Genomic DNA, 22,873 nt, shown 5'->3' with positions numbered 1-22,873 from the left:
ACTATGGGAAATAATAAACAAGTGGGAAAACATGTAGAAGGTGATATGATTCAAAATAGTGTTGTGATAAAAAATACAACCTATGATGAATTAATAAAGTGTTTAATGGCAGGTGATGTCCATGGAGCAATGGAAGTAATGAAAATGCAAGAAAAAGCGCTTGGAGTTGTTCACCCGAATTATCCATATTATTCACTTGCAATAAAAAGAATCGGAGATGATTTAGTACCTTATAGTAAACCTTTAACCAAAGAAGCAATTGAGAAATATCCACCCATGATAAAGGGTAAATTTAGTTTTGCGAATAAGTATAAAGGATTTAAGAATATCAAGGATTTGCTTGATTATTCTTATAAGACTCAAACTGAAATTGAAATTAATAAAATAGAATTAATGAAAATGATTTGCGATGAAGTTGATCCATATCAGGGCGAAATAGAGCTTTTATTGTCTAAAACTACAGAGTGGAAGATTAAGCCTAAAGAATTTCCAGAAGCAAGACCATATAAAATAGTAATTGAAGGAAGCGAAATAAGTTATGACTATATCCTTTTAAGAATTACCCGGATTGAAAAAAATAAAGTGTTTTTATCAAATAAAGAACAGGGAATTGATATTGGGTTCAATTTTGTCTTTGACCTCACAAATAAAGAAATAATTATGAGCATGAAGCTAAACAAAGATATAAAAGTAACTAAAAAATCTCTTTTAAAGTACTTAAGATTTACTAAAGGTTCATTAAGTAAGAGCAAATTTTCAATAACTTCATTGGAATTCGATGATGTTTTAGCTGAAGGGATTTTAGATAATTTTGATTGCGATAGTCACTTTGGTAATATTGATAATGAAATTACTTTTATAGAATATACTATACTTATTGAGGAGCACTACAATACAACCATTGAAATTCCTAGACAAATCGAAAAAGATGATTTAGAAGCTGTGTATTATTTAGGAGAAGCTTTAAAATATGGTGAGGTAAAAGGAACCTGGCAAGATATTACTTCTGATTTCGTAATATCAGAAAAGTCTACCGAAAATATCAAAAATTTAAAGGATAAACCATTTGATTTAAGTATTGTTGTACCTGTAAAAGTTCTAATATTCAAAAAAGAATTTCTGATTCCCAAAATAATAAAAACATTCAAAGACGCGCAGATGAAGGATTTAGATAAAATTAAAAAAAAGGTTTCTGTCTTAGAAGATGGCGATACTATTAAAGTGACTTTTGTCTCTAAAGGAGATAATCAATATATAGAGAAATTTGACTTTGAAAAATCAGAATAGAATAAGAACTAGAGAAAAGAATAATAAACTTGGCTATAGCCATAGAAAAAATTACTGAAGTTTAAAAGATTCGGTGGGTGTGCATTTTACTAAGTTAAGCTAAGTTAGAATTTCGATGCAGTAAAGTTAAGTTTTTGATATAATAATATTTAAAAATCTAGATAAGTTAACTTATAGCAAGTTCGAGCATGTCTAGCACGTCGGATGCTACCAGGAAGCACTCAAATTATGTTGGTAATTTCGAAATAAAAACATAAAAATTATATTTAAAACCAGGTGTAAAAGACCGTAATTTATGGTATAATACAATAAAGATCAAATATGAAGGGATGATTGAATGAGAAGCTCAATTCAATTTGTAAGAGAAGTCGAAGGGACTATGGCCATTGAAGGCTTGAAATTAAAAAAACATGAAATTGACTTACTATTTCGTTGTGCTTCAGGAGAAAGATCATCTAAAGACATTGTTAATGACTTGATATCAAAATATACACAAAAAAAAGGTTTATAGTATGGTAGGTAACGATTATTATGAATATGAATGGGATAACAATTATTGTTATCCCAATTGCTTTATACTAAAAAATAAACTAAATATCAAAGACAGTGATTTACTGGAAGAAGCAGAACGCCAGATTACTGCCATTAGAATTTTAGAAATGAAAATGCATCCTATAAAAGGAAATTTAGATTTTCAGCATTTATTGAATATTCATAAACACATTTTCAAAGAGATCTATACTTGGGCAGGAAAAACCAGGACAGTTAATATTTCTAAAGGGAATCAATTCTGTAATTATATTTTTATCAAGGAAGCAGCTGGTGAGATTTTTTTAAAATTGCAAAAAGAAAATTATCTAATGGGGTTAACTAAAGATAAAATAATAATTAGATTAGCATTTTATTTGGGGGAATTGAACGCTTCGCATCCGTTTAGAGAGGGAAATGGCAGAGCACAAAGGGTATTTATTGAATATTTAGCGCAAACTGCTGGATACTATATGTCAAGCATTTTTGAAAATGTCCCAAAATATTTAAAACATTAGCACCAGTTTTCTGGTGCTTTTTAGTTAGGTTTTACTTCTAAAATAAATAATGAGGCTTTCCTGGATTTTGGGTATGCTTAATAAGCCTTCTGAGTTTTATACTTAAAAGGAGGAATAGTAATATTATGGCATTTACTTTTATGCTATATTTTCCTGCCTATGTTTCTGCTTTTTAAGATAACGTTCAAAAGAAGCTTGTTTCCAAGGATGACTCATTGGAGGAATATAACGTTTTTTTGGTTGCCCCGCAGGAGCTGCAAGGTCAAAGCTTTTTGATGTAAGTTCATGTTCTGGTAATAGATCTAGAGCATATACCTTTTCATCAACACAAAAGAACATTCCACCATCAAAGGCTTGAATTACCATACCTGAAGTACCTTTTCGGTAATGTACAGCATATCCATTACAATCCATAGGGAGGTAATAACTTTTCTTGAATTTGATGCAGCTTCCGTTATCAACCTTCCTACTGGTTAATACGGCAAGTGTTAAATTTATTTTTTCAATATCTAGTTGTTTTTCAAAGACAGATTTGATATTATCAACTGGTAAAGCAAACTGGGCATTGAATTCTTTTATGTATGAGTTTAAGAATTCATTTGCTTGCTCAATTGTGCTGATACAAGCTAGCCTCATTTCTAAAGGGAGGCGTGATTGTAACGTCTGAAACATTCTTTCTACGCGCCCTTTAGCTTGGGCAACACTGCTTGTCTTAATTCCTATGCCTAACTGTTTACAGGCATAGCTAAACTGAGTGAAAGTATCCTCTTCAACTGAAGGGGACTTTTTCTTTTTGTATTCAAATACAGTACGTCTATCTGTAAATAACATATAAGGGATACCGTGTTCCGTGAGTACCTGGTGTAACACATGGTAATACCCGTTTAGGGTCTCTTGTGAGTCAAAATAAGCTCCCATAATAGCACCTGTAGCATCATCTACAGCAATGTGTAATTGGGTTTTATTCTTACCGAACCAAAGATGCTGTGAAGCATCCATCTGGAGCATCTCACCTATGTAAGCACATCTAGGGCGCCTCGGGTGTGCATCTTCAGCTGCAATAATTGCATTCTGAATGTTAGAAACCTCTTTTGGAGATTTGGCTACATTCTTCAATTCCTCTAATTGAGCTTTAACCTTTTTCCTTGTAGCACGCTTAGCCTTAGGAGACAGGATGAATTCCTGCATAAGGATTGAACGGATGGTGCTAATGGATACTTTGATATGCTCATGCTTCTCTAATAACTCAGAATAGTGGGTGAGATTAGCATCAGAGTATTTGGTACGATAAAGGTCAATAATTAATTGTCTTGTCTCATCATCAAGTGTATGGACTGGTTTTCTCCCATGATTACCATGAATAAAATAAGCCTTTCCCTGTTCCTGATATCCTTTGATCATTCTATTAATATGTCTAATAGAGCAGCTTAGATAAAGGGATGCCCTCTTCTTGTTTCCATTTGTTTCGACCAATTTCTTTATAGTTGTATATTTATCATTTTCTTTCATAGTTAAATTTACCTTTCTCATTATGTCCACCTCAATTCTCTTGAGGTATCATTATACTATATTTTTTGCATTTGGGACATAATCATATGTGGTATATTAAGACATTATCATAAATCAATCATATTTGATAAAAAATATAATTTTATACACTTGTTTTTAAATATTACATATATTATAATGTAAATATCTCTTTGCACTGCATACAAATCTACAGTACAAACTGAGCAGGCGATGAATCCAACGGGTTCGTGGGGCTGGGCTGAAACAGCAACAGATTGAATTATTCACATCTGTGGGACAGTAGTATGTTCCGCAGGTGTTTTTTTATACAATTTTAGGAACATATACTTAGAAATTTGCAATGCCATAGAGCTATCTTATTAATTCTTTAATTATTAAATTAGGAGGTAACTATTATGACAGAACGTGAAAGCACATCTTTATTTCAGGGGCTTACAAATGAACAGGCCCAAAAGTTACAGCAGAAATTCGGAAAAAATCAAATTACATCTGAAAAAAAACAAAGTTTCATTAAAAAGGTCTTTAATATTATCAAAGAGCCAATGTTTCTTTTATTACTTGCAGCAGCAGTTATTTACTTTATACTTGGTGAACCACGGGACGGAATAATTATGCTTATTTTTGTGGTTGGTATCATAAGCATAGATGTGATTCAGGAATGGAAAACAGATAAAACTTTAAATGCTTTAAAGGATCTGTCAGCGCCGCACATTACTGTAATCAGAGAAGGAAAAGAACAGCAGATTGCAAGCACTGATCTTGTACCAGGAGATTTAATGATGATTGCTGAAGGAATAAAAATTCCGGCAGATGGAGATATAATTAAATTCAGCGATTTGTGCATTGATGAATCTACGCTGACTGGTGAGTCTGAAGGAATCTGGAAACAGTCAATTTATGAATCTGAAAAAGATAACAAAGACTATTGGAAAAAGCACCGATGTTATGCAGGTACTCTGGTTATTCAGGGTACTGCAGTAGTTAAAGTTGACAAAATCGGGGGCTCAACTGAATATGGAAAAATAGCTGCTAATATTGCATCTGCTCTGGAAAAACTTACTCCTTTGCAAAAGCAGACAGGTAAACTTGTAAAAACCTGTGCTATTATTGCAGGGGCATTATTTGTATTAGTAAGTATTATTACCTATTTTAATATACCTGATCATGCACTTAAGGACAGAGTCATTGAAAGTATATTATCAGGTATTACACTTGCCATGGCTATGATACCAGAGGAATTCCCGGTTATATTAACTGTATTTCTTTCAATGGGAGCATGGAGACTGGCCAAAAAAAATTCTCTTATAAGAAAACTTCCTGCAGTGGAGACTTCAGGAGCAGTTTCTGTACTATGTGTTGATAAAACCGGTACAATTACCATGAATCAGATGACTGTTCAAAGTACCTGGGCAGCAGATGGTGATACTAATTCCCTTTGTGAAATTATGGGCCTTGCCTGTGAAACTGAAGCTTATGATCCAATGGAAAAGGCAATGCTTGTGCACTGTGAGAAGCTGGGGATTTCAAAAGATCATATATTTGGAGGGGATTTGCTTACAGAATATCCTTTTACCAATGAGCTTAAGGCCATGGGACATGTGTGGAGACACGATGGAGAAATTATTATAGCAGCAAAGGGTTCTCCTGAGCGAATCTTATCAATATGCAATTTAACAAAGGATGAAGCTAAAACAGCTGAAGATAAAATAAAAGAAATGTCCATGCAGGGGTTAAGAGTAATTGCTGTAGGAATCATGAAGCTTGACTCTGAAACTCAGATACCTGATAAGATTACAGACTGCAGCTTAACACTAAGCGGGCTTATAGGCCTTGCTGATCCTCCAAGGCCATCTGTAAAGCAGGATATAATAAGCTGTACAAAAGCTGGTGTGAGAGTAGTAATGATAACAGGCGATAATGGAATAACTGCAAGCTCAATAGCAAAGCAGATTGGAATGCCAAATAGCGATAAAATCATTACAGGTGATGAGATTAATAACATGAATGATGAAGAACTTCGTGAAAAGGTAAAATATATAAGCATTTTTTCCCGTGTGGTACCAGAGCATAAAATGCGTATTGTAAAGGCCTTCAGAGAAAATGGAGAAGTTGTTGCCATGACAGGAGATGGAGTAAATGATGCTCCTGCATTGAAATATGCTGATATTGGAATTGCTATGGGTAAAAGGGGTTCAGAGGTATCAAGAGAAGCAGCTGATTTAATATTAATGGATGATAACTTTTCAACTATTGTTGATACCATTAAGGATGGAAGAAGAATATATGATAATATAAGAAAAGCAGTAGGTTATGTTTTTGTAATTCATATACCCATTGCATTTGCATCTCTTCTTGCTCCATTTTTAAAAATCAACCCTGCAAGTCTGCTGCTTCTGCCTATACATGTGGTACTGCTGGAGCTCATTATTGATCCAACATGCTCCATAGTACTTGAACGTCAGCCTGCGGAAATTGATATTATGGAACGTAGTCCAAGGAATCCTCATGAGGAAATCCTTACTTCTTCAATCCTTATTAAGAGCATTGTTCAGGGAGTCATAATATTTGCAGCATCTTTTGGAACTTACTATACATTTTTGCTTAAGAACCCCGAAAATGCAGCTTTAGCTAGAACCATGGGACTTTCCATAATTATTATTGCTAATTTATTTTTAGTTCAGGTAAACAGTTCAAGCCGCGAATATGCTTTTAAGTCTATTCATAGGCTTTATAAAGACAATGTAATGTGGGCTGCAGGTATTGGAACGGTAGGTGGATTATTATTAATGCTGTATACACCTTTAAGCAGTATTTTAAAACTTGCACCGCTGTCTTTTTCACAGTTTATCACAGTAGTATTAATTGCAGCTGTGTCAGTATTTTGGTATGAGATAGTGAAAGTTGTCGAATGTAACCAGGCAGCACCCGATAATCGTCGAATGTAATCAGATAGCAAGACTGCAACATTTGTTGAAGAGCAGTAATTAGATTTTAAATTAAATAATCTAGTTACTGCTCTTTTTTTATTATTGAATTAATCAAGTTTTACCACATTATTAAGGAAGTAAATGGGGCGCTGAAAGTATTGATACATAAGGATGAAAACGTTATAATAAATACATAAAAGTTAAGATATGTAAGAGGTGATATTTAGTGGATAGAATTTCAAAGACACTGGAGATTTTGCTAAATAGTAATAATTTTATATCAGCAGATTTTATTGCAGAAAAATTAAAGGTGTCTAATAAAACTATCCGAAATGACTTTTCTAAGATTGAAAAAATCGTCAATGATGCAGATTTAAAGTTCAATAAAAAGCCTGGAGTTGGAATAGCTATTGAAGGCAGCGAGGAGAAAAAACTGGAGCTCATGAATAGCATAAAAATTAATGTAAATGACATAGAGCCATATTCTCCTGAGGACAGATTTAATTATATTTTAAAGGTCTTATTTATGAGCAAGACATCAGTTACCATGAGGGAACTTTATAAAAGCTTATATATTAGCCGGGTAACACTTCAAAAGGATTTAAAAAAAGTAGAACACTGGTTGTCAGAGTTTAACCTTACTCTCGTAAAAAAGACTAATTATGGAATGAAAATAAATGGGAATGAAGAGGACTGGAGAAAAGCCATTGCCAGCCTGCTGGAAAGCAATAGGGGCTATGACGGGCTGAAGGAGATAATTTACGATGATTACCAGGGGAAAATTGATTATAAATCAATATGCAAGTTAAAAGAGCTCATTAACATTGATTATAAAGTTATTGAGAAAATAGTAGCTGATGCAGAGGCTAAATTGAAATTTAAATTTTCAGATGAGGCATATGTGAGTTTGGTTATACATATTGCAATAGCTGTGAAAAGATTAAAGGAGAAAAAGGATATTAAGCTTTCTGATGAAATGCTTAAAAGCCTAAAAGAAAATAAGGAGTACGAAATAGCTGTGCAGATTGCACTTGATATAGAAAAATCATTTGATGTTGAAATACCTGAATCAGAAATAGGATATATTTTACTTCACATCCTTGGTACTAAGCTTCTGGAAGGGAAAAATGATAAATTGTCCATTAATTTTGACAATCAAAGTGAAAATAAATTAGCAGTTATTATGGCAAAAGAGATAATTAATATATCCGGAAGAGCTCTTCATATAGATTTTACCAATGACATGCAGCTGTTAAATGGATTGATACTTCACCTCAGGCCTACAATAAACAGATTAAAGTATGGACTTACCCTCCGTAATACAATGCTTAAAGAAATAAAGGAAAATTATATTGAAATATTTGGAGCAGCATGGATGACAAATACTATATTTGAGAGATACCTTGGCTTAACAATGCCTGAGGATGAGATTGGATATATATGCCTTCACTTGGCAGCTGCTGTAGAGAGAAACAAAAATCCTCTAAAGGCGTTAGTGGTGTGTGCCAGTGGCATTGGTACATCCCAGTTTATTTCAGCAAGGCTTGAAAGAAGCTTTAAACAGATAGACATTGTGGATGTTATCTCAATTATTGAGTTAAAACACAGGAACCTTAAGGATATTGATTTAATAATTTCCACTGTTCCTGTAGAATGTATTAAACCTGTGTTAATGATAAGTCCTCTGCTGAACCATAATGATATAAGGAGGATAGAGCTTTTTGTGGAGAAATCACACAGAGATGATATAAATAATTATTCAACTCATGAATTTATAAATAAAGACTTTATTAAAATTAAAAGCTGTGCAGAGAACAAAGAAAAATTGATTAAGGATATGTGCATGGACCTGCTAAATTCAAACTACATTGAAAAAGGATTCGTGGACAGTGTGCTGAAAAGAGAAGAGATTTATTCAACGGAGATAGCATGGGGAATTGCACTGCCCCATGGAGACCCCCAATTTGTAAAAAAATCATGTCTTGCAGTAAACATATTAGAAAATCAACTGGATTGGGGCAGAGAAAATGTTGATACAGTATTTCTTCTCTGCATCAGCATGGAGGACAGAGGAAAATTAAAAAAGTGGATGAGAGGCTTATATAATTTTTTAGAAATAGACGAAAACAGAGTATTTTTAAAGAATGCAAAGAGCAGTGAGGAAATTTATAACATAATGGAGGAGTTTATAGATGTTGATTGATAAGAATCTTATAGTAATAAACATGGATGCAAAGGACAAAAAGGAAGCAATAAATAAATTAATAACCTTAATAAAAAATGAAAATAAAATTAATTCCGAAGAAGATTTTTTGAAGTGTGTATTAAAGAGGGAAAATGAGTTCAGCACTGGCGTAGGCAACGGCATTGCTATTCCACACGGCAAATCTGAAACGGTTAATGAGGCAATCGTGGCATTTGGAAAGCTTAATAAAAAAATAGACTGGAACTCTATAGACAATGAATCAGTTGATTTAATATTTCTTCTTGGGGTGCCTGAGAAAAACACAGAAAATCTTCATTTAAAGATACTTGCCCAGCTTTCAAGAAAACTTATGGATGAAGGTTTTGTAAAACTGTTAAGGGATGCACACACTGAAGAGGAGGTTTACAGCCTTCTCTGCCATATTGAACAGGCCTGAAAAAAGATTCAAAATCCTTTAAAAATTGCTTTTAAAAGGTTTTAAATAAAAAAATAAAGGGGGTATATTAATTGAAAGACGAGCTTAAAAGACTTCGTGAGTATTTAATGAGAGGCGTTTCTTACATGATACCTATCGTAGTTATAGGTGGTGTCCTTATTGCTTTTTCTATAGCTCTAAGCGGAGTACAGGAAGGTAAGGGTGCTGTGGTTACAGCTCCAGTATTAAAAAATATGATGGACATTGGCTCTGCTGCATTTTCTTTAATGGTGCCAATATTAGCAGGATTTATAGCATACGGTATAGCAGACAGACCTGGTATAGCACCTGGTATGGTGTGCGGTGTTTTGGCTAATAACATTAAGGCAGGCTTTTTAGGAGGCATAATAGCAGGTTTGTTAGCTGGATATATTGCCAGATGGATAAAAGGATGGAAGGTCAATAAAAATCTTAGACCAATAATGCCTATTTTCGTTATTCCATTATTAACTTCATTAATTGTAGGCGGACTTATGATATATGTTTTAGGAGCACCAATAAGTGCATTAATGATTAGTATGACTAATGGATTAAAAAGCATGAGCCAGGGAAGTTCAGTAATTCTTGCATTAATTATGGGTGCAATGATTGCCTTTGATATGGGAGGTCCGGTTAATAAGGTTGCTTTTATGTTTGGATCTGCCATGATTGCAGAAGGTATATCAACTGTTATGGGACCAGTTGCAGTGGCAATATGTATTCCACCACTTGGAATGGGAGTAGCAACTCTGTTAGCACCTAAAAAATATACTGAAACCGAAAAAGAAGCGGGTAAAGGTGCACTGGCAATGGGACTTATAGGAATAACTGAAGGAGCAATACCATTTGCTGCAGCTGATCCATTAAGGGTTATACCATCCATAATGGTAGGCTCAGCTGCAGGTGCAGCAGTTGCTGCAATAGGTAAGGTGGCAGACCACGCTCCACATGGGGGGCCGATAGTTTTACCTGTGGTAGATAATAAAATCATGTTTATTATTGCTGTTTTAATTGGTATTTCCGTAACAACAGTTATGGTTAACGCTTTAAAAAAGCCTGTTTCACAGGAAATTGAGGATAATGAAAACATAGGAATGTAAAGAAATATTATGGAGGATTAATATGAAAATAGTTGCAGTTACAGCATGCCCTACTGGAATAGCACATACCTATATGGCTGCAGAAGCTTTAGAAAAGGCTGCTAAAAAGCTAGGACATCAAATAAAGGTAGAAACCCAAGGATCAATAGGTATTGAAAATAGAATATCTCAAAAGGAAGTGGATAATGCTGATTTAGTTATATTTGCAGCCGATGTAGCAGTAAAGGATGAGAAGCGATTTAAAAATAAACCTATTTATAAGGCAGAAGCTCAGAAAGCTATAAAAAATCCTATTGCGATTGTAGAGGAAGCTTTAAAAATGCTGGAAGGCTGATATTGTCGAATGTAACCAGGCAGCACCCGAAGATTGTCGAATGTAACCAGGCAGCACCCGAAAATCGTCGAATACAAACCTTTATGATGTAAAAATCATATAGGTTTGTTTTTTTAATTGGATTAAATTGCAAATAATCATGTTTGACACCACAATTTTCCTGTTGTAAAATAACAATTAATAATTGAAAAGTTTATAAAAATTTAATAATTCTTTATTTTCTACAAACTTAAGCATTTATTGATAATTTTAGGGGGTTTTTTAATGAAAAAAATTAGTACAAAGATTATTTCATTAGCTGTTCTAATTGCACTTATATGTGGGACCATTATAAGTGCAACAATGGCTTACAGAAATATTCAGACAAATAATAAGCTTTTATCTATTGAAAAGCAAACCTTAAATGATGATTTTGACATGCAGATAAAAGCGCAGGTAGACACTGCTATTGCAATGCTGGATAGTATTAATAAAAAATATCTGGCACAGCAGATTACACTTGATGAAGCTAAAAAAGAGGGCGCAGATTTATTAAGAGATATAAAGTTTGGACAGGATGGTTACTTCTGGGCAGATACGGTAGATGGCGTAAATGTTGTGCTATTGGGATCCAAAACTGAGGGTACTAATAGAATGAATGCTAAGGATACAAAAGGTAAATATTACATGAAAGAAATAATCAGCAACGGAGAAAAAGAAAAAGGAGGATATACAGAATACTGGTTCCCAAAATCCGGGGAAACCAAACCTTCATTGAAAAGAGGATATAGCAGGCTGTATGCACCATTTGACTGGGTAATTGGTACAGGAAATTACGTTGATGATATTGATAAAGTAATAGCTCAGAAGCAGTCTGATTTCAACAGCAGCTTAGTAAACAGCATAGAAATAAGCATAGCATTACTTGTGGGATCACTTCTTGTAGCAGCAATTTTTGCTTATATTTTAAGTAAAAAAATTACTAATCCTATATTATCCGTAACGGATCTTGTAAATACCACATCAGACCTTGATTTGGCTGAAGATAATAAGCTTAAGTATATTGAAGATTATAAAGATGAAACTGGAATCATAGCAAAATCTGTAATTAATTTAAGAAAAGAATTAAGATCAATAGCAAATACTATTAAAGAAAATGCAAAGGAAGTAATGGACAACTCACAGGTATTAAATTCATCTACAAGCGAGACCATGAAATCCATTGGAGAAATTTCTAAAACTGTAGATGATTTAGCAAAAGGTGCTACAAATCAGGCTGCAGCAGCACAAAACGGTGCAGAAGAAGTGGATAAGCTTGCTGAAGAGATAAATGTAGCTGTAAAAAGTTCGGATTTGGTAAAACAGTATTCAAGTGATGTAAAACTTGTAAGTACTGAGGGTATAGAAGTCATGCAGCATTTAATCAATACATTAGAAGAAGAAAATACAGCTGATGCAAGGGTATCTCAGTGTATTAAATTATTATTAGAAAAATCAAATTCCATAGGACAGATAATTGAAGTAGTTGTATCAATTGCAGAGCAAACCAATCTGCTGGCATTAAATGCAGCAATTGAGGCTGCAAGGGCAGGAGAATCCGGGAAAGGCTTTGCAGTAGTTGCAGATGAAGTAAGAAAGCTTTCAGAACAAACCTCTGAATCAACTAAGAAGATTTCTGATGTTATTGAAGATATACAAAATGAAATAAATAAAGCTGAAGAAAGTATAGTTGCTGGTAATGCAATAAATGAGGACGTGAATAAAGCCGTTGATCATACCAAGCAGGCTTTTGAGGCTATTGATGCTACCATTGGCATAGCTTTAGATCAGATTGATGACCTTATAAAAAATATGGAGAATGTTGATAAAAATAAGGAAAATATAATTGAAGTTATCCAATCTGTTTCAGCAGTATCACAGGAATCTGCAGCAGCCACTGAACAGGTTTCTGCATCAGTTGAGGAGCAGACAAGTGCCATGGAGGATATATCAAAGAGTTCAGAAAAACTAAAGGAAATTGTAAGTAAGCTGAATCAGGTTTTAAGCAAATTTAAAATGTAACATATATGCAAATTAATAAGCCGCATGTAATGCTTGTAACAGCACTACATGCGGCTTGAATATTTTGGCAGAAAAGTGTATAATATTTGGAAAACAACAGTTTATGTTCGTAAATGTAAAGAGGTAATAAAAATGGATATGGTAAAGACTTATGGAAAACATATAAAACAAAATATTGATAATCCCACTAAAGTTACTAATTTATTAAAATTAGGATTTTCTTTTGAGAAATTTTTGGTATCTTCTTTTAAAAATAAAGACCTGCCGCCATCACTTAATTATTTAAATAAAATATGTGTTGATTATATACTTAAACCCCTTAGGTATCCTGAAAATTCAGCCTTTGTGACTATATTTTCACCAACAGAGCTGCTTCATGCCATGGGCATAAGGCCATTCTTAATTGAGGGATTTTCTTCATTTCTTTCAGGTACACAGTGCGAGGATGCCTTTATAGATTATGCTGAAAAATCCGGCATATCTGATACTCTATGCAGTTACCATAAAGCTTTTATTGGAGCTGTAGAGGCTAATGTAGTTCCAAAGCCAAGATTTGCAATAACCTCATCTATGATATGCGATGGCAATTTAAATACATGCAGATATGTTTCTAATAAATATGATATTCCTTATTATTTCATTGATATACCTTATGAATACAGCAGTGATACGGAATATTATGTTGTAGATCAGCTTCATCAGGCAGTACAGTTTATGGAAGATGTAATGAATAAAAAATTTGATGATGAAAAATTTAAAGAAGTAATAAAAATTGAAAATGAATCAAAAAAATATATGCGTAAGTTTTATGAAGAACTCAAATATAAATATTTTCCAAATACCCTTACTCTGGAGATGTACAAGTTATTTACATCTCATCTGGGATTAGGAACTAAAGAAACTATGAATTTTTACAAAATGCAGTGTGAAGATATAGAAAAATATCATGATTATAAAGGTCAGAGAATTCTATGGAGTCATATAATGCCTTTTTATAGCGATGTATTAAAAAACTATTTGAATTTGAATAAAAATTGTCAGCTTTTGGCATGCGATTATAATTTAGATAATTTAGATGACATGGACTATAACCATCCATATGAGGCTGTTGCAAAAAAACTGCTTCAAAATAAGCTTAATGGTCCATTTGAACACAAAATACAAAATATTATAAAAATGACTGAAGAATTTAAAGCTGATGGTGTCATAAATTTATGCTCCTTTGGCTGTAAAGAGTGCAGCGGAGGCACAATGCTCCTGAAAAAAGCACTTAAGCAGAAAAACATACCATACTTGTCCATTGACGGTGATGGTGTAGACAGGAGAAATGCCCATGAAGGACAGATAAATACCAGGATGGAGGCATTTATGGAAATACTTGAAAGTAAATCGGGGGTGGCAAAATGATAGGATATGTTTGTAAATATACTCCTATTCATATTATAGAATCTTTTGGAGAACAAGCCATAAAGATAGATCCCCATGTTAGGGGGCTTGACAAGGCTGAGATTATGATGCATCCTAATATATGCACATATGCAAAAGCAGTACTGGAGCAGTGTTATAAAGCAGGTATAAACAATATAGTTCTTGTAAACTGCTGTGACAGTGTAAAAAGACTTTATGATGTTTTAAAAAATGATAATAATTTTAAATTTGTACACATGATAGATGTTCCCAGAAAGAAAAATAAGGCATCTGATTTAATTATGAAAAGAGAGATGCTGAAATTTATAAATGCCATGGAGGAATTTACATCAAAAAAATTTGATGAAGATAAATTCATAAATATTGTAAATTCTGCGCAAATAACGAAGCCAGTAGACAAATCAGGTATAAATATTGCAATTATGGGATCAAGAATAAGAAATTCAACTATTAATCAAATAGAGGATGCTGGAGCATCTGTAAGTTATAATTTTACATGTACAGGCGATTTTGACAAGTCAACAAAGCTTATGAAAAATCAGGACTATATTTTAAGCTATTCATCATTTTTGCTGAATTCATTTCCATGTTTGAGAATGGTGGATATTGATGAAAGAATAAAAGTTTTAAATGAAAATTTAGATAATATAGATGGAATAATATATCATACCACAAAATTCTGCGATGTATATTCCTTTGAATATGCATCACTTAAGAATTTAATTTCAGTTCCAATGTTAAAAATAGAAACTGATTATACGGAAGAGAGTAATGGTCAAATGAAAACAAGAATAGAAGCTTTTATAGAAACTATTAAAACAACAAGTAATAAGAAGCAAATTAACGAAACTAAGACAAATACTAATAACAGCAGTAATACTTCAGAAGAAGTACTTGTAGCAGGTATTGACAGCGGTTCTACTTCTACAAATGTAGTAATAATGAATAATAAAAAAGAAGTTTTGTCCTTTTCTATAGTGAAAACCGGTGCTAAAAGCCAAAGCGGAGCAGAAAATGCAATGAAGGAAGCATTAAATAAAATTAATATAGGAATGAATGATCTTTCCAAGGTAATTTCAACTGGATATGGACGCATAAGTATTCCATTTGCTGATGAGGAAGTCACTGAGATAACCTGTCACGGTAAGGCGGCATATTTTTTGAATAATTCAGTGAGAACTATAATTGACATTGGGGGTCAGGACAGTAAGGTTATAAAATTAGATGATAAAGGAAATGTAGTGGATTTTGCCATGAATGACAAATGTGCTGCAGGAACCGGACGATTCCTTGAGATGATGAGCAGAACTTTGGAGGTCCCTCTGGAGGAAATGGGAAAAAAATCTTTAAACTGGACCGAAGACATCGATATAACAAGCATGTGCACAGTGTTTGCTGAATCTGAAGTGGTTTCACTTATTGCACAAAACAAGGAAATCCCGGATATAATTCATGGCCTTGATAAATCAGTTGCAGCTAAAACTGTTTCTCTTGTTAACAGAGTTGGTAAAAAGGATTCCTTTATGATGACAGGCGGTGTTGCAAAGAATATTGGCGTTGTTAACTGCCTTCAGGAAAAGCTTGGGGAAAAGATATTTATACCTGAGGAGCCTCAAATAGTAGGGGCTATTGGGGCAGCACTGACAGCGCTGGAAAAATGTGAAACTGAGAAAGATAATTCATCCTATTGACATTGACGCTGCGTAAAAGTGTATATTAAAACTGTCAGGAGGTGATAACATGGAATATACAGTGCAAAAGCTAAGTAAAATAGCTGGTGTCAGTACAAGGACACTGCGGTATTATGATGAAATTGGAATTCTTAAGCCGGCAAGAATTAATTCTTCAGGGTACCGAATATATGGTCAGAATGAAGTTGACAGGCTGCAGCAGATACTTTTTTACAGGGAATTAGGTGTTAGTCTGAGCAGCATAAAGCTTATAATTACATCATCAGCTTTTGACGGCAATAAGGCACTGAGAGAACATCGTGAAAAGCTTCTGGCAAAAAGGCAGCAGATAGATCTGTTAATTGAAAATATTGATAAGACCCTGGCGGTTTCAGAAGGAGGAATTAAAATGACTGACAGTGAAAAATTTAAAGGCTTTAAACAGCAGCTCATAGATGAAAACGAGAAAAAATACGGTAAAGAAATAAGAGAAAAATATGGTGACAATCAGGTTGAAGAATCAAATAACAAATTTAAGAATATGACTAAAGAGCAATATGATGAATTCGAAAAGTTAGGTAAACAGGTACTTGAAACCTTGAAAAGTGCATTTGCAACTGGAGACCCTGCAGGTGAGCTTGCACAAGAGGCTGCTGACTTACACAAGCAATGGCTTTGCTATACATGGCCAAGTTATTCAAAAGAAGCTCATGCTGGACTTGCTCAAATGTATGTTGATGATGCCAGATTTACAGCTTATTATGACAAAGAACAGCCTGGTACAGCTGCATTTTTAAGAGATGCTATCTTGATATACACAGGAATGAATAAATAATTAAAAAAAAGAATTTATAAGGAGGGATTTGCCCTCCTTATTTTGATATAGTATAGTATTATAATAATGGTATTAATAATATTAATAGAGGTAGTTAAATATGTTTAAAAAAAGTTGGAGAAAAAAGGCCGCAATTATTTTTATACTTATTATAGGTGTTTTAGCTGCGGCCTGCAGCAATAATCAAAACAAAGATCATCCTTTGAAGGAAAGTGCAGGTACACAAAACCATGACACCAGCAGCAATACTGGAACTAAAAACACAGAAACTAGAGGCTCAGATAAATCCAATGTTAATTTGGATTATTCAAGCTACAGCGGCACCTGGGTAACTGAAAGTAATTTAAAAAATGATTATAAATATGGTACAGTGGCAGATTTAAATGTAGATAAAAGCGGAAATATAAAAGGGCAGATTGGCAGCTCTACTGAAAATTTAACTCATATTGCAAATGTTGACATTCAAGGCAAAATTGAAAATAATAAATTTACATACAATTTTACAGAGGATAACTGGGGTCACAGTGGTGATATTAAACTTGATTTTAAGGAAAACCAAATTACTTTAACAATAAAATATAATTCAGAAAGCAGTAAGGATAATCTTTGGGGTATTGGAGAGGGTACATTTAACCTTATTAAAAACACTACTAATGTCAAAAGAACTTTAAATAATTTAAAAAGCGGAGGGCTGAAGGTTATTGGCAATCAATGCTTTTCTATAAATTTAGAAAACTATGGAGATGTTAGATTTATTTCAGGTCTTAAAAGAGAAGATGTAAGCGATAATGCAGATTTCTATCTCACAGATTATAACAATAATGTTTTATATAAATTTCCGGATTTTTATGGTAATGGAAAGGGTATGTTTAATGATATAACTGCCATATGTTTTACTGATGTAAATAATGATGGATTAAAGGATATAGTAATTATAGCTTCTTACAGGACTGCAGGAAGTACTTCATCGCCATTTACAAGTATAAGCAGCATTTATTTTCAAAAGGAGAAAGAGTTTGTAAACAATAAAAAATTAGATGACAAGCTTAATAAATCAGGTAATAATAAGGACATAAAATCTGTGCTGAAATTTGCAAAGGAAAATTTATAGATATTACTTTTAATATTTGTTTTTTTGTCTTCATAATTCCCCCACAATTTAATAATATAATAAATTCATAAATAAAGTATGCAGGGAGTGAGTATTTATGATGATTATATGTATAATTTTAATTGTGTTTGCAATATATGCATTAAGCGGCAATATGCAAAATGGAGGTTTTGGTTCAGGAAATAACGCTTTGAAGATTCTGGAGGACAGATATGCCAAGGGTGAAATAGGCGATGATGAATATATTAAAAAAAGAGATTTAATATTAAAAAAGTAAATATAATCAATAAATTGGCGGTGTTAAATAAAAAACACTGCTTTTTTATTAGCCATGATTTTCACTATGGTATTGTTGTAAAAAAAATAATAAAGTATAATTAACGTAAAAAGCCATAGTTAAGCAGAGGTGTTATTTTATGAGACCAGTGAAAATTATTCATTGCGGGGATTTACATATAGGTTCCACATTTTCAGTTATACCTGAAAAGTCAAAAATAAGGCAGCAGGAATTAATGAGAACCTTTAATACAATAATTGAAATGTGCCAAAGGGAAAAAGCAGATATATTACTTATATCGGGGGATTTATTTGAACAAACTGATACACCTGTTGAAATAAGCAGTTTTGTAATAAAATCTTTTGAAAAGATAAATTATACAAGGGTATTTATTGCACCTGGTAATCATGACCCATATACTGTAGATTCTGATTACAGGACAAAAAAGTGGCCTGAAAATGTATATATTTTTAAAGATAAAATGGAATTTGTTCAATTGGAGGATCTACATGTAAAAGTCTTTGGAGCAGCATTTGTCAACAGCTCTGAAACCAACTGCCTGCTTGGACATGCATCACCAGATGATGATTATATAGATATATGTGTAATTCATGGTGATTTAGTATCCAATGGAAAAACAAGTATTTATAATCCTATAATTAAGGAGCAGATAGAAAAAAGCAATATGGATTATATTGCATTAGGACATGTACATAAATATTCTGGAATTCTTAAAGAAGGGAAAACCTGTTATGCATACAGCGGATGCATTGAGGGAAGAGGCTTTGATGAATTAGGAGAAAAGGGAATAATTACTGGTACAGTGGAAAAAAACCGCTGTAAGCTGGAATTCAAACCAATTTGTGAAAGAATGTATCTGGAAGCTGTAGTTGATGTTTCCGGTTCCACAAATCAGCAGGAAATTGCCCAGTGTATTTTAAAAACCATAAGTGCTGAATTTGGGAAAGATTATTCCAGACATTTATATAAAATTAAACTAACAGGTGAGCTGCCTGTTAACCTAAAACCAAGCAGTCAGGCCATGTCTGTATGGCTTTCTGATAATTTATTCTTCTATAAAATTGTAGATAAAACCAGTGTGATTACAAATTTAGAAGAGCTTTCTAATGAAATATCCTTAAAAGGTACTTTTATCAGAAAGATCATGGAAAAAATAAATGAATGTAAAAGCAAATCTAACTATGATGGTGCTGAAAAATACAAAATGGCATTAAATATTGGACTTAGGGCTTTTGAAGGCGAGGTTAAATACGATGAAAATAACTAAACTTCATATAATTGGATTTGGTAAGTTAAAGAATTTTCAAATGGATTTATCACAAGGACTAAATGTTATCTATGGCAAAAATGAGCAGGGTAAAAGCACTTTAATGGCATTTATAAAAGCTGTTTTCTATGGCTTTCCATCATCGGGAAAATCTATATCTGGAAATGAAAGAAAAAAGTACACTCCATGGGATGGCAGTCAGATGGGAGGAACTATTTATTTTGAATATAATGGAGCTTCATATTCATTGCAAAGAACATTTGGAGTAAGGAAAAGCCTTGATAAAGTGAATTTATGGAATCTTAATAAAGGTGAGCAGGTCGAACTTCCTAATAAAACTGAGGTTGGCGAATATTTATTTGAGATTTCCTTAAATACTTTTGAAAATACCACATATATAGGCCAGCTTGGAAATATTATAAATGCTTCAAAGGATAAAAGTGGTGAAATTATAAATAAACTTACAAATTTAGTGAGCACAGGAGAAGAAGATGTTTCCTTTAAAGAAACAGAGAAAAGAATTAAAGAAGCCATGACTGATTTAGTGGCTGCAAGGGGCTCTGGGGGAAAGCTTAATAATGAAAAAAACAACCTTAATGAACTTCAGGAATTAAGAAATACTGCCATAGACAATGATATTAAAAAATCACAGTTGAAAAGGTATATAGAGGATTTAAAAAATAAAATTCAAGATATAAATGATAAAATAAAATTTCAGTCTGATTTGTATAATCAGCAATGTAATCTTAGAAAACTTAAGGAGCTTAATGCTGTTATTGAAAAGAAAAACATTGTTAATGAAGAAGAGAATAATATTAAAATTATAAGTGAAAAGTTAATCAGGCAGGATTTTAACATAGATGAAGAATATCTTGAAAATATAAAGAAGCAGCTTCAATTATTTTTAAAGGAAAGAGAAGTATATAAATCAAAAAAAGAAGATTATGATAATACTGCTTTAAAATTATCAGAATTAGAAAAAACATTAAATGAGTACACAGGCATCAAAGAAGTTAATATTGAACATATAAGACAGCTTAAAAGTATTATAAGCAATATATCAAATCTGAGCCAGAGTATTGAAGGTATACAGGTTTCTTTATCTAAAGCTGAGGCATCCCTTGCTAATCTTAATTCAGATAAAACTAAATCAGAGTCTTCAGTTAAATCATCCATTGCTTTAATTGAAGATGAAATATCCAGGTTATTATCTGAAACTGAAAATATCAATATTGAAATTAATAAAGCAGAAAAAGCTGTGGAGGAAGCAGATAAAAGAGTAAATAACTTTAATATGCAGGAAACACACAGCAGATTAACTGAATTAAGCAAGAAATTAAAATTATATGAAAATGAAAAAAACAATAATGAAGCAATAGTAAGCAATATTTCAGAAAAACATTCTGCTGCCATGGGAAGAACCATTGAAGCCAGGTCAAATGTTAAGTCTGAAGAAGCAGTAGCAAAGGTTAAGCTTGATGCTATAAATTCTGAAATGGAAAAAGAAATTAATAATTTAAGTGGAAATAAAAGCAGTACCAAGGTTGTATTTATAATAGCTTCTATAGTAATAGCAGCAATTTCCATGCTTAGTGGAATTTTTGTTAATCCGATATTTTATTTAGGTATTATAATTTCAGTAATATTGTTTATTATTGGCGGTAAAAATAATAAGAATCATAATAAATCAGATAATATTAAGGAACAGCTTAAAAATAATGCTGAGAAAAAGAAGAAGGCTATTTTAAGCAGCATGGATTCTGTAAAAGATGCAGAACACATCTGTAGTAAAGAAGAAGCTGAAATACTCAATGAACTTAATAAAGCTGAGCAGGAACTCCAATATATAAAGACAAATTTTGATAACGTTAAAGCTGAAATAAATATAGAAAATAATAAAATTGAAAAAGTTAAATTAAACCTTGAAATGTCACAACAAAATTTACAAAGAGAATCTGCAATATTAAATGAGAAAAAGAATTTATATAATGAAAATAAAGTACAGATAGAAAATGCAAAAAAGAAATTAGATAATGAGAAAATAAAGCTTGCGGAAATATCACTTAAATGGAAAGAATCCATAAATAATGCAGAAGAATTAATTTTATCTATAAAAGATCAATCAGCTTCAGCTAAGGATAAATTAAAAGATTATATTGCAGGCCTAAAGATTTTTAATGATTCACAAAGTCCTTCACAGATCATAGATTTTATAAAACAGAGTATTAATGAATCATTAATAAAGTGCAGATGCAATTCCACTGATGAACTTGTGGAAAAGCAGACAAAATTAAGAAGTTTAACTGAATTAATAAATGATATGAAGAGTGAATTAGAATTAAAAGAACAATCTCTATGTTCAGAAAAAGAATCTGAAACTAATATGTCAGATAACCTTTTCTCATTAGTTGGAAAATACAAAGAACCAAACTCAATAGGTGATATAAATAATTATATAAATGAAATTGAGAATTTGTTAAGCATGCAAAAAGAAGAATATTCAGGAAAGCAGATAGCAGAGCAAATTCTGCAAAATGCCCTGAATGGAAGAAGTATTCAAGATGTAGAAATAGAAATAAGTAATACAAGACAAAAATTACTGGAAGGCAATTTTAATATTCTTCCAGATGAATTATCTGATGAGGAATTTAATGATATAAAAGATGTCATAAATTGTCTTCAACAAGAAATGAATGATACTAAAGATAAAATTACAATGAAAGAAGCAGAGCTGAATCTATCCTTTAAAGATGCTAAAAGCGTATCTGATATAGATGGCTTAATAAGCAGCGTAAATGAAAAGATTAATGATATGGAATATTATTATCAGTGCCTGGATATTGCATCAAGTGTTTTCAATGAAGCCTTTTCGGAAATGCAGAAAAATTTCGGACCAGCTTTAAACAGGGAAACCTCTGCAATATTAAATGAAATCACTAAAGGAAGATATAAGGAGCTTTTGGTAGCAAAAAACTTTGATGTATCAATAGCTGATCCTTCTTCTTCATCAATGCATTTATGGGAATACTTAAGCGGAGGAACTGCTGATCAGGTATATTTTTCTTTAAGGTTAGCTATTACAAGATTACTCACTGAAAACAAGGAAAGTATGCCCGTTCTATTAGATGATGCTTTCATGCAGTATGATGATGAAAGAGCCTATGAAGCCATTAGCTTCTTAAGTTCCTTAGTTAATTCTGATTCAGATAAAAACAATAGTTTGCAGCAGGTTATCTTATTTACCTGCCACAGTAAAATATCTGAACTGGCAAAAAGTTTTAACGAAACAAATATGATTTTGTTATCTACTGTCGAATGTAACCGTCGAATGTAACCAGGC

17 protein-coding genes and 1 riboswitch are annotated in these 22,873 nt (G+C 32.7%); of the genes, 16 read left to right on the top strand and 1 reads right to left on the bottom strand.

The window, feature by feature from the left end; translation table 11 throughout:
• Positions 1–3 precede the first annotated feature (3 nt).
• The 3 genes from EQM05_RS09595 to EQM05_RS09590 all read left to right on the top strand — a co-directional run bounded on the left by EQM05_RS09595 (position 4) and on the right by EQM05_RS09590 (position 2,333).
• Entirely contained in the window at positions 4–1,287 is a 1,284-nt protein-coding gene (locus tag EQM05_RS09595) for an abortive infection system toxin AbiGii family protein (RefSeq protein WP_128749838.1), read from the top strand.
• 337 nt (positions 1,288–1,624) lie between these two features.
• Complete coding sequence (locus tag EQM05_RS15785; RefSeq protein ID WP_164917259.1) at positions 1,625–1,798, top strand: hypothetical protein; 174 nt, start codon at positions 1,625–1,627, stop codon at positions 1,796–1,798.
• Position 1,799: 1 nt separating this feature from the next.
• Positions 1,800–2,333, top strand: coding sequence for a Fic family protein (locus EQM05_RS09590; protein WP_128749837.1), 534 nt, complete (start codon positions 1,800–1,802; stop codon positions 2,331–2,333).
• Positions 2,334–2,471: 138 nt separating this feature from the next.
• Here the strand turns inward: EQM05_RS09590 and EQM05_RS09585 are convergent, their stop codons facing one another.
• On the bottom strand, positions 2,472–3,863 hold the full coding sequence (locus tag EQM05_RS09585) for an ISNCY family transposase (protein WP_243108031.1): 1,392 nt from the start codon (positions 3,861–3,863) through the stop codon (positions 2,472–2,474).
• A 189-nt stretch (positions 3,864–4,052) separates the two neighbouring features.
• A riboswitch (NiCo riboswitch) is annotated at positions 4,053–4,145 on the top strand.
• A 113-nt stretch (positions 4,146–4,258) separates the two neighbouring features.
• On the opposite strand from EQM05_RS09585, the gene EQM05_RS09580 reads away from it, so the two are divergent.
• From EQM05_RS09580 to EQM05_RS09520, 13 genes are all read left to right on the top strand, one after another.
• The gene (locus EQM05_RS09580; RefSeq protein WP_128749836.1) at positions 4,259–6,808 is read left to right on the top strand and encodes a cation-translocating P-type ATPase; all 2,550 of its coding nucleotides are present in this window, start codon (positions 4,259–4,261) and stop codon (positions 6,806–6,808) included.
• A 208-nt stretch (positions 6,809–7,016) separates the two neighbouring features.
• The gene (locus tag EQM05_RS09575) at positions 7,017–8,993 is read left to right on the top strand and encodes a BglG family transcription antiterminator (RefSeq protein WP_128749835.1); all 1,977 of its coding nucleotides are present in this window, start codon (positions 7,017–7,019) and stop codon (positions 8,991–8,993) included.
• Positions 8,983–9,432: a PTS sugar transporter subunit IIA gene (locus EQM05_RS09570; protein WP_128749834.1), complete on the top strand. Its 450-nt coding sequence runs from the start codon at positions 8,983–8,985 to the stop codon at positions 9,430–9,432. The genes EQM05_RS09575 and EQM05_RS09570 overlap by 11 nt, the downstream gene beginning before the upstream one ends.
• 71 nt (positions 9,433–9,503) lie before the next feature.
• A complete protein-coding gene (locus EQM05_RS09565; RefSeq protein WP_128749833.1) occupies positions 9,504–10,550 on the top strand; it encodes a fructose-specific PTS transporter subunit EIIC in 1,047 nt (348 codons plus the stop codon).
• Positions 10,551–10,572: 22 nt separating this feature from the next.
• The gene (locus EQM05_RS09560; RefSeq protein ID WP_128749832.1) at positions 10,573–10,884 is read left to right on the top strand and encodes a fructose PTS transporter subunit IIB; all 312 of its coding nucleotides are present in this window, start codon (positions 10,573–10,575) and stop codon (positions 10,882–10,884) included.
• A gap of 264 nt (positions 10,885–11,148) precedes the next feature.
• Complete coding sequence (locus EQM05_RS09555; protein WP_128749831.1) at positions 11,149–12,924, top strand: methyl-accepting chemotaxis protein; 1,776 nt, start codon at positions 11,149–11,151, stop codon at positions 12,922–12,924.
• A 132-nt stretch (positions 12,925–13,056) separates the two neighbouring features.
• Positions 13,057–14,331: a 2-hydroxyacyl-CoA dehydratase family protein gene (locus tag EQM05_RS09550; RefSeq protein WP_128749830.1), complete on the top strand. Its 1,275-nt coding sequence runs from the start codon at positions 13,057–13,059 to the stop codon at positions 14,329–14,331.
• Positions 14,328–16,043, top strand: a complete 1,716-nt coding sequence (locus tag EQM05_RS09545) for an acyl-CoA dehydratase activase (RefSeq protein WP_128749829.1) — start codon at positions 14,328–14,330, stop codon at positions 16,041–16,043. The genes EQM05_RS09550 and EQM05_RS09545 overlap by 4 nt, the downstream gene beginning before the upstream one ends.
• 49 nt (positions 16,044–16,092) lie before the next feature.
• Positions 16,093–16,857: a MerR family transcriptional regulator gene (locus EQM05_RS09540; RefSeq protein ID WP_128749828.1), complete on the top strand. Its 765-nt coding sequence runs from the start codon at positions 16,093–16,095 to the stop codon at positions 16,855–16,857.
• A 100-nt stretch (positions 16,858–16,957) separates the two neighbouring features.
• Entirely contained in the window at positions 16,958–17,968 is a 1,011-nt protein-coding gene (locus EQM05_RS09535; RefSeq protein WP_128749827.1) for a hypothetical protein, read from the top strand.
• 97 nt (positions 17,969–18,065) lie between these two features.
• Positions 18,066–18,245 carry an SHOCT domain-containing protein gene (locus EQM05_RS09530; protein WP_128749826.1) on the top strand — a complete coding sequence of 60 codons (180 nt, stop codon included), beginning with the start codon at positions 18,066–18,068 and terminating at the stop codon, positions 18,243–18,245.
• Between the two features lie 139 nt (positions 18,246–18,384).
• Entirely contained in the window at positions 18,385–19,533 is a 1,149-nt protein-coding gene (locus EQM05_RS09525) for a DNA repair exonuclease (protein WP_128749825.1), read from the top strand.
• Positions 19,520–22,867 (top strand): AAA family ATPase, encoded by a 3,348-nt coding sequence (locus tag EQM05_RS09520; RefSeq protein WP_128749824.1) that lies wholly within the window; start codon positions 19,520–19,522, stop codon positions 22,865–22,867. The genes EQM05_RS09525 and EQM05_RS09520 overlap by 14 nt, the downstream gene beginning before the upstream one ends.
• The last annotated feature ends 6 nt before the right edge of the window (positions 22,868–22,873 follow it).

The sequence above is a fragment of the Clostridium sp. JN-9 genome (assembly GCF_004103695.1).
In the GTDB taxonomy this organism is placed as follows: Bacteria; Bacillota; Clostridia; order Clostridiales; family Clostridiaceae; genus JN-9.
This window is presented reverse-complemented; position numbering and strand designations above follow the sequence as displayed.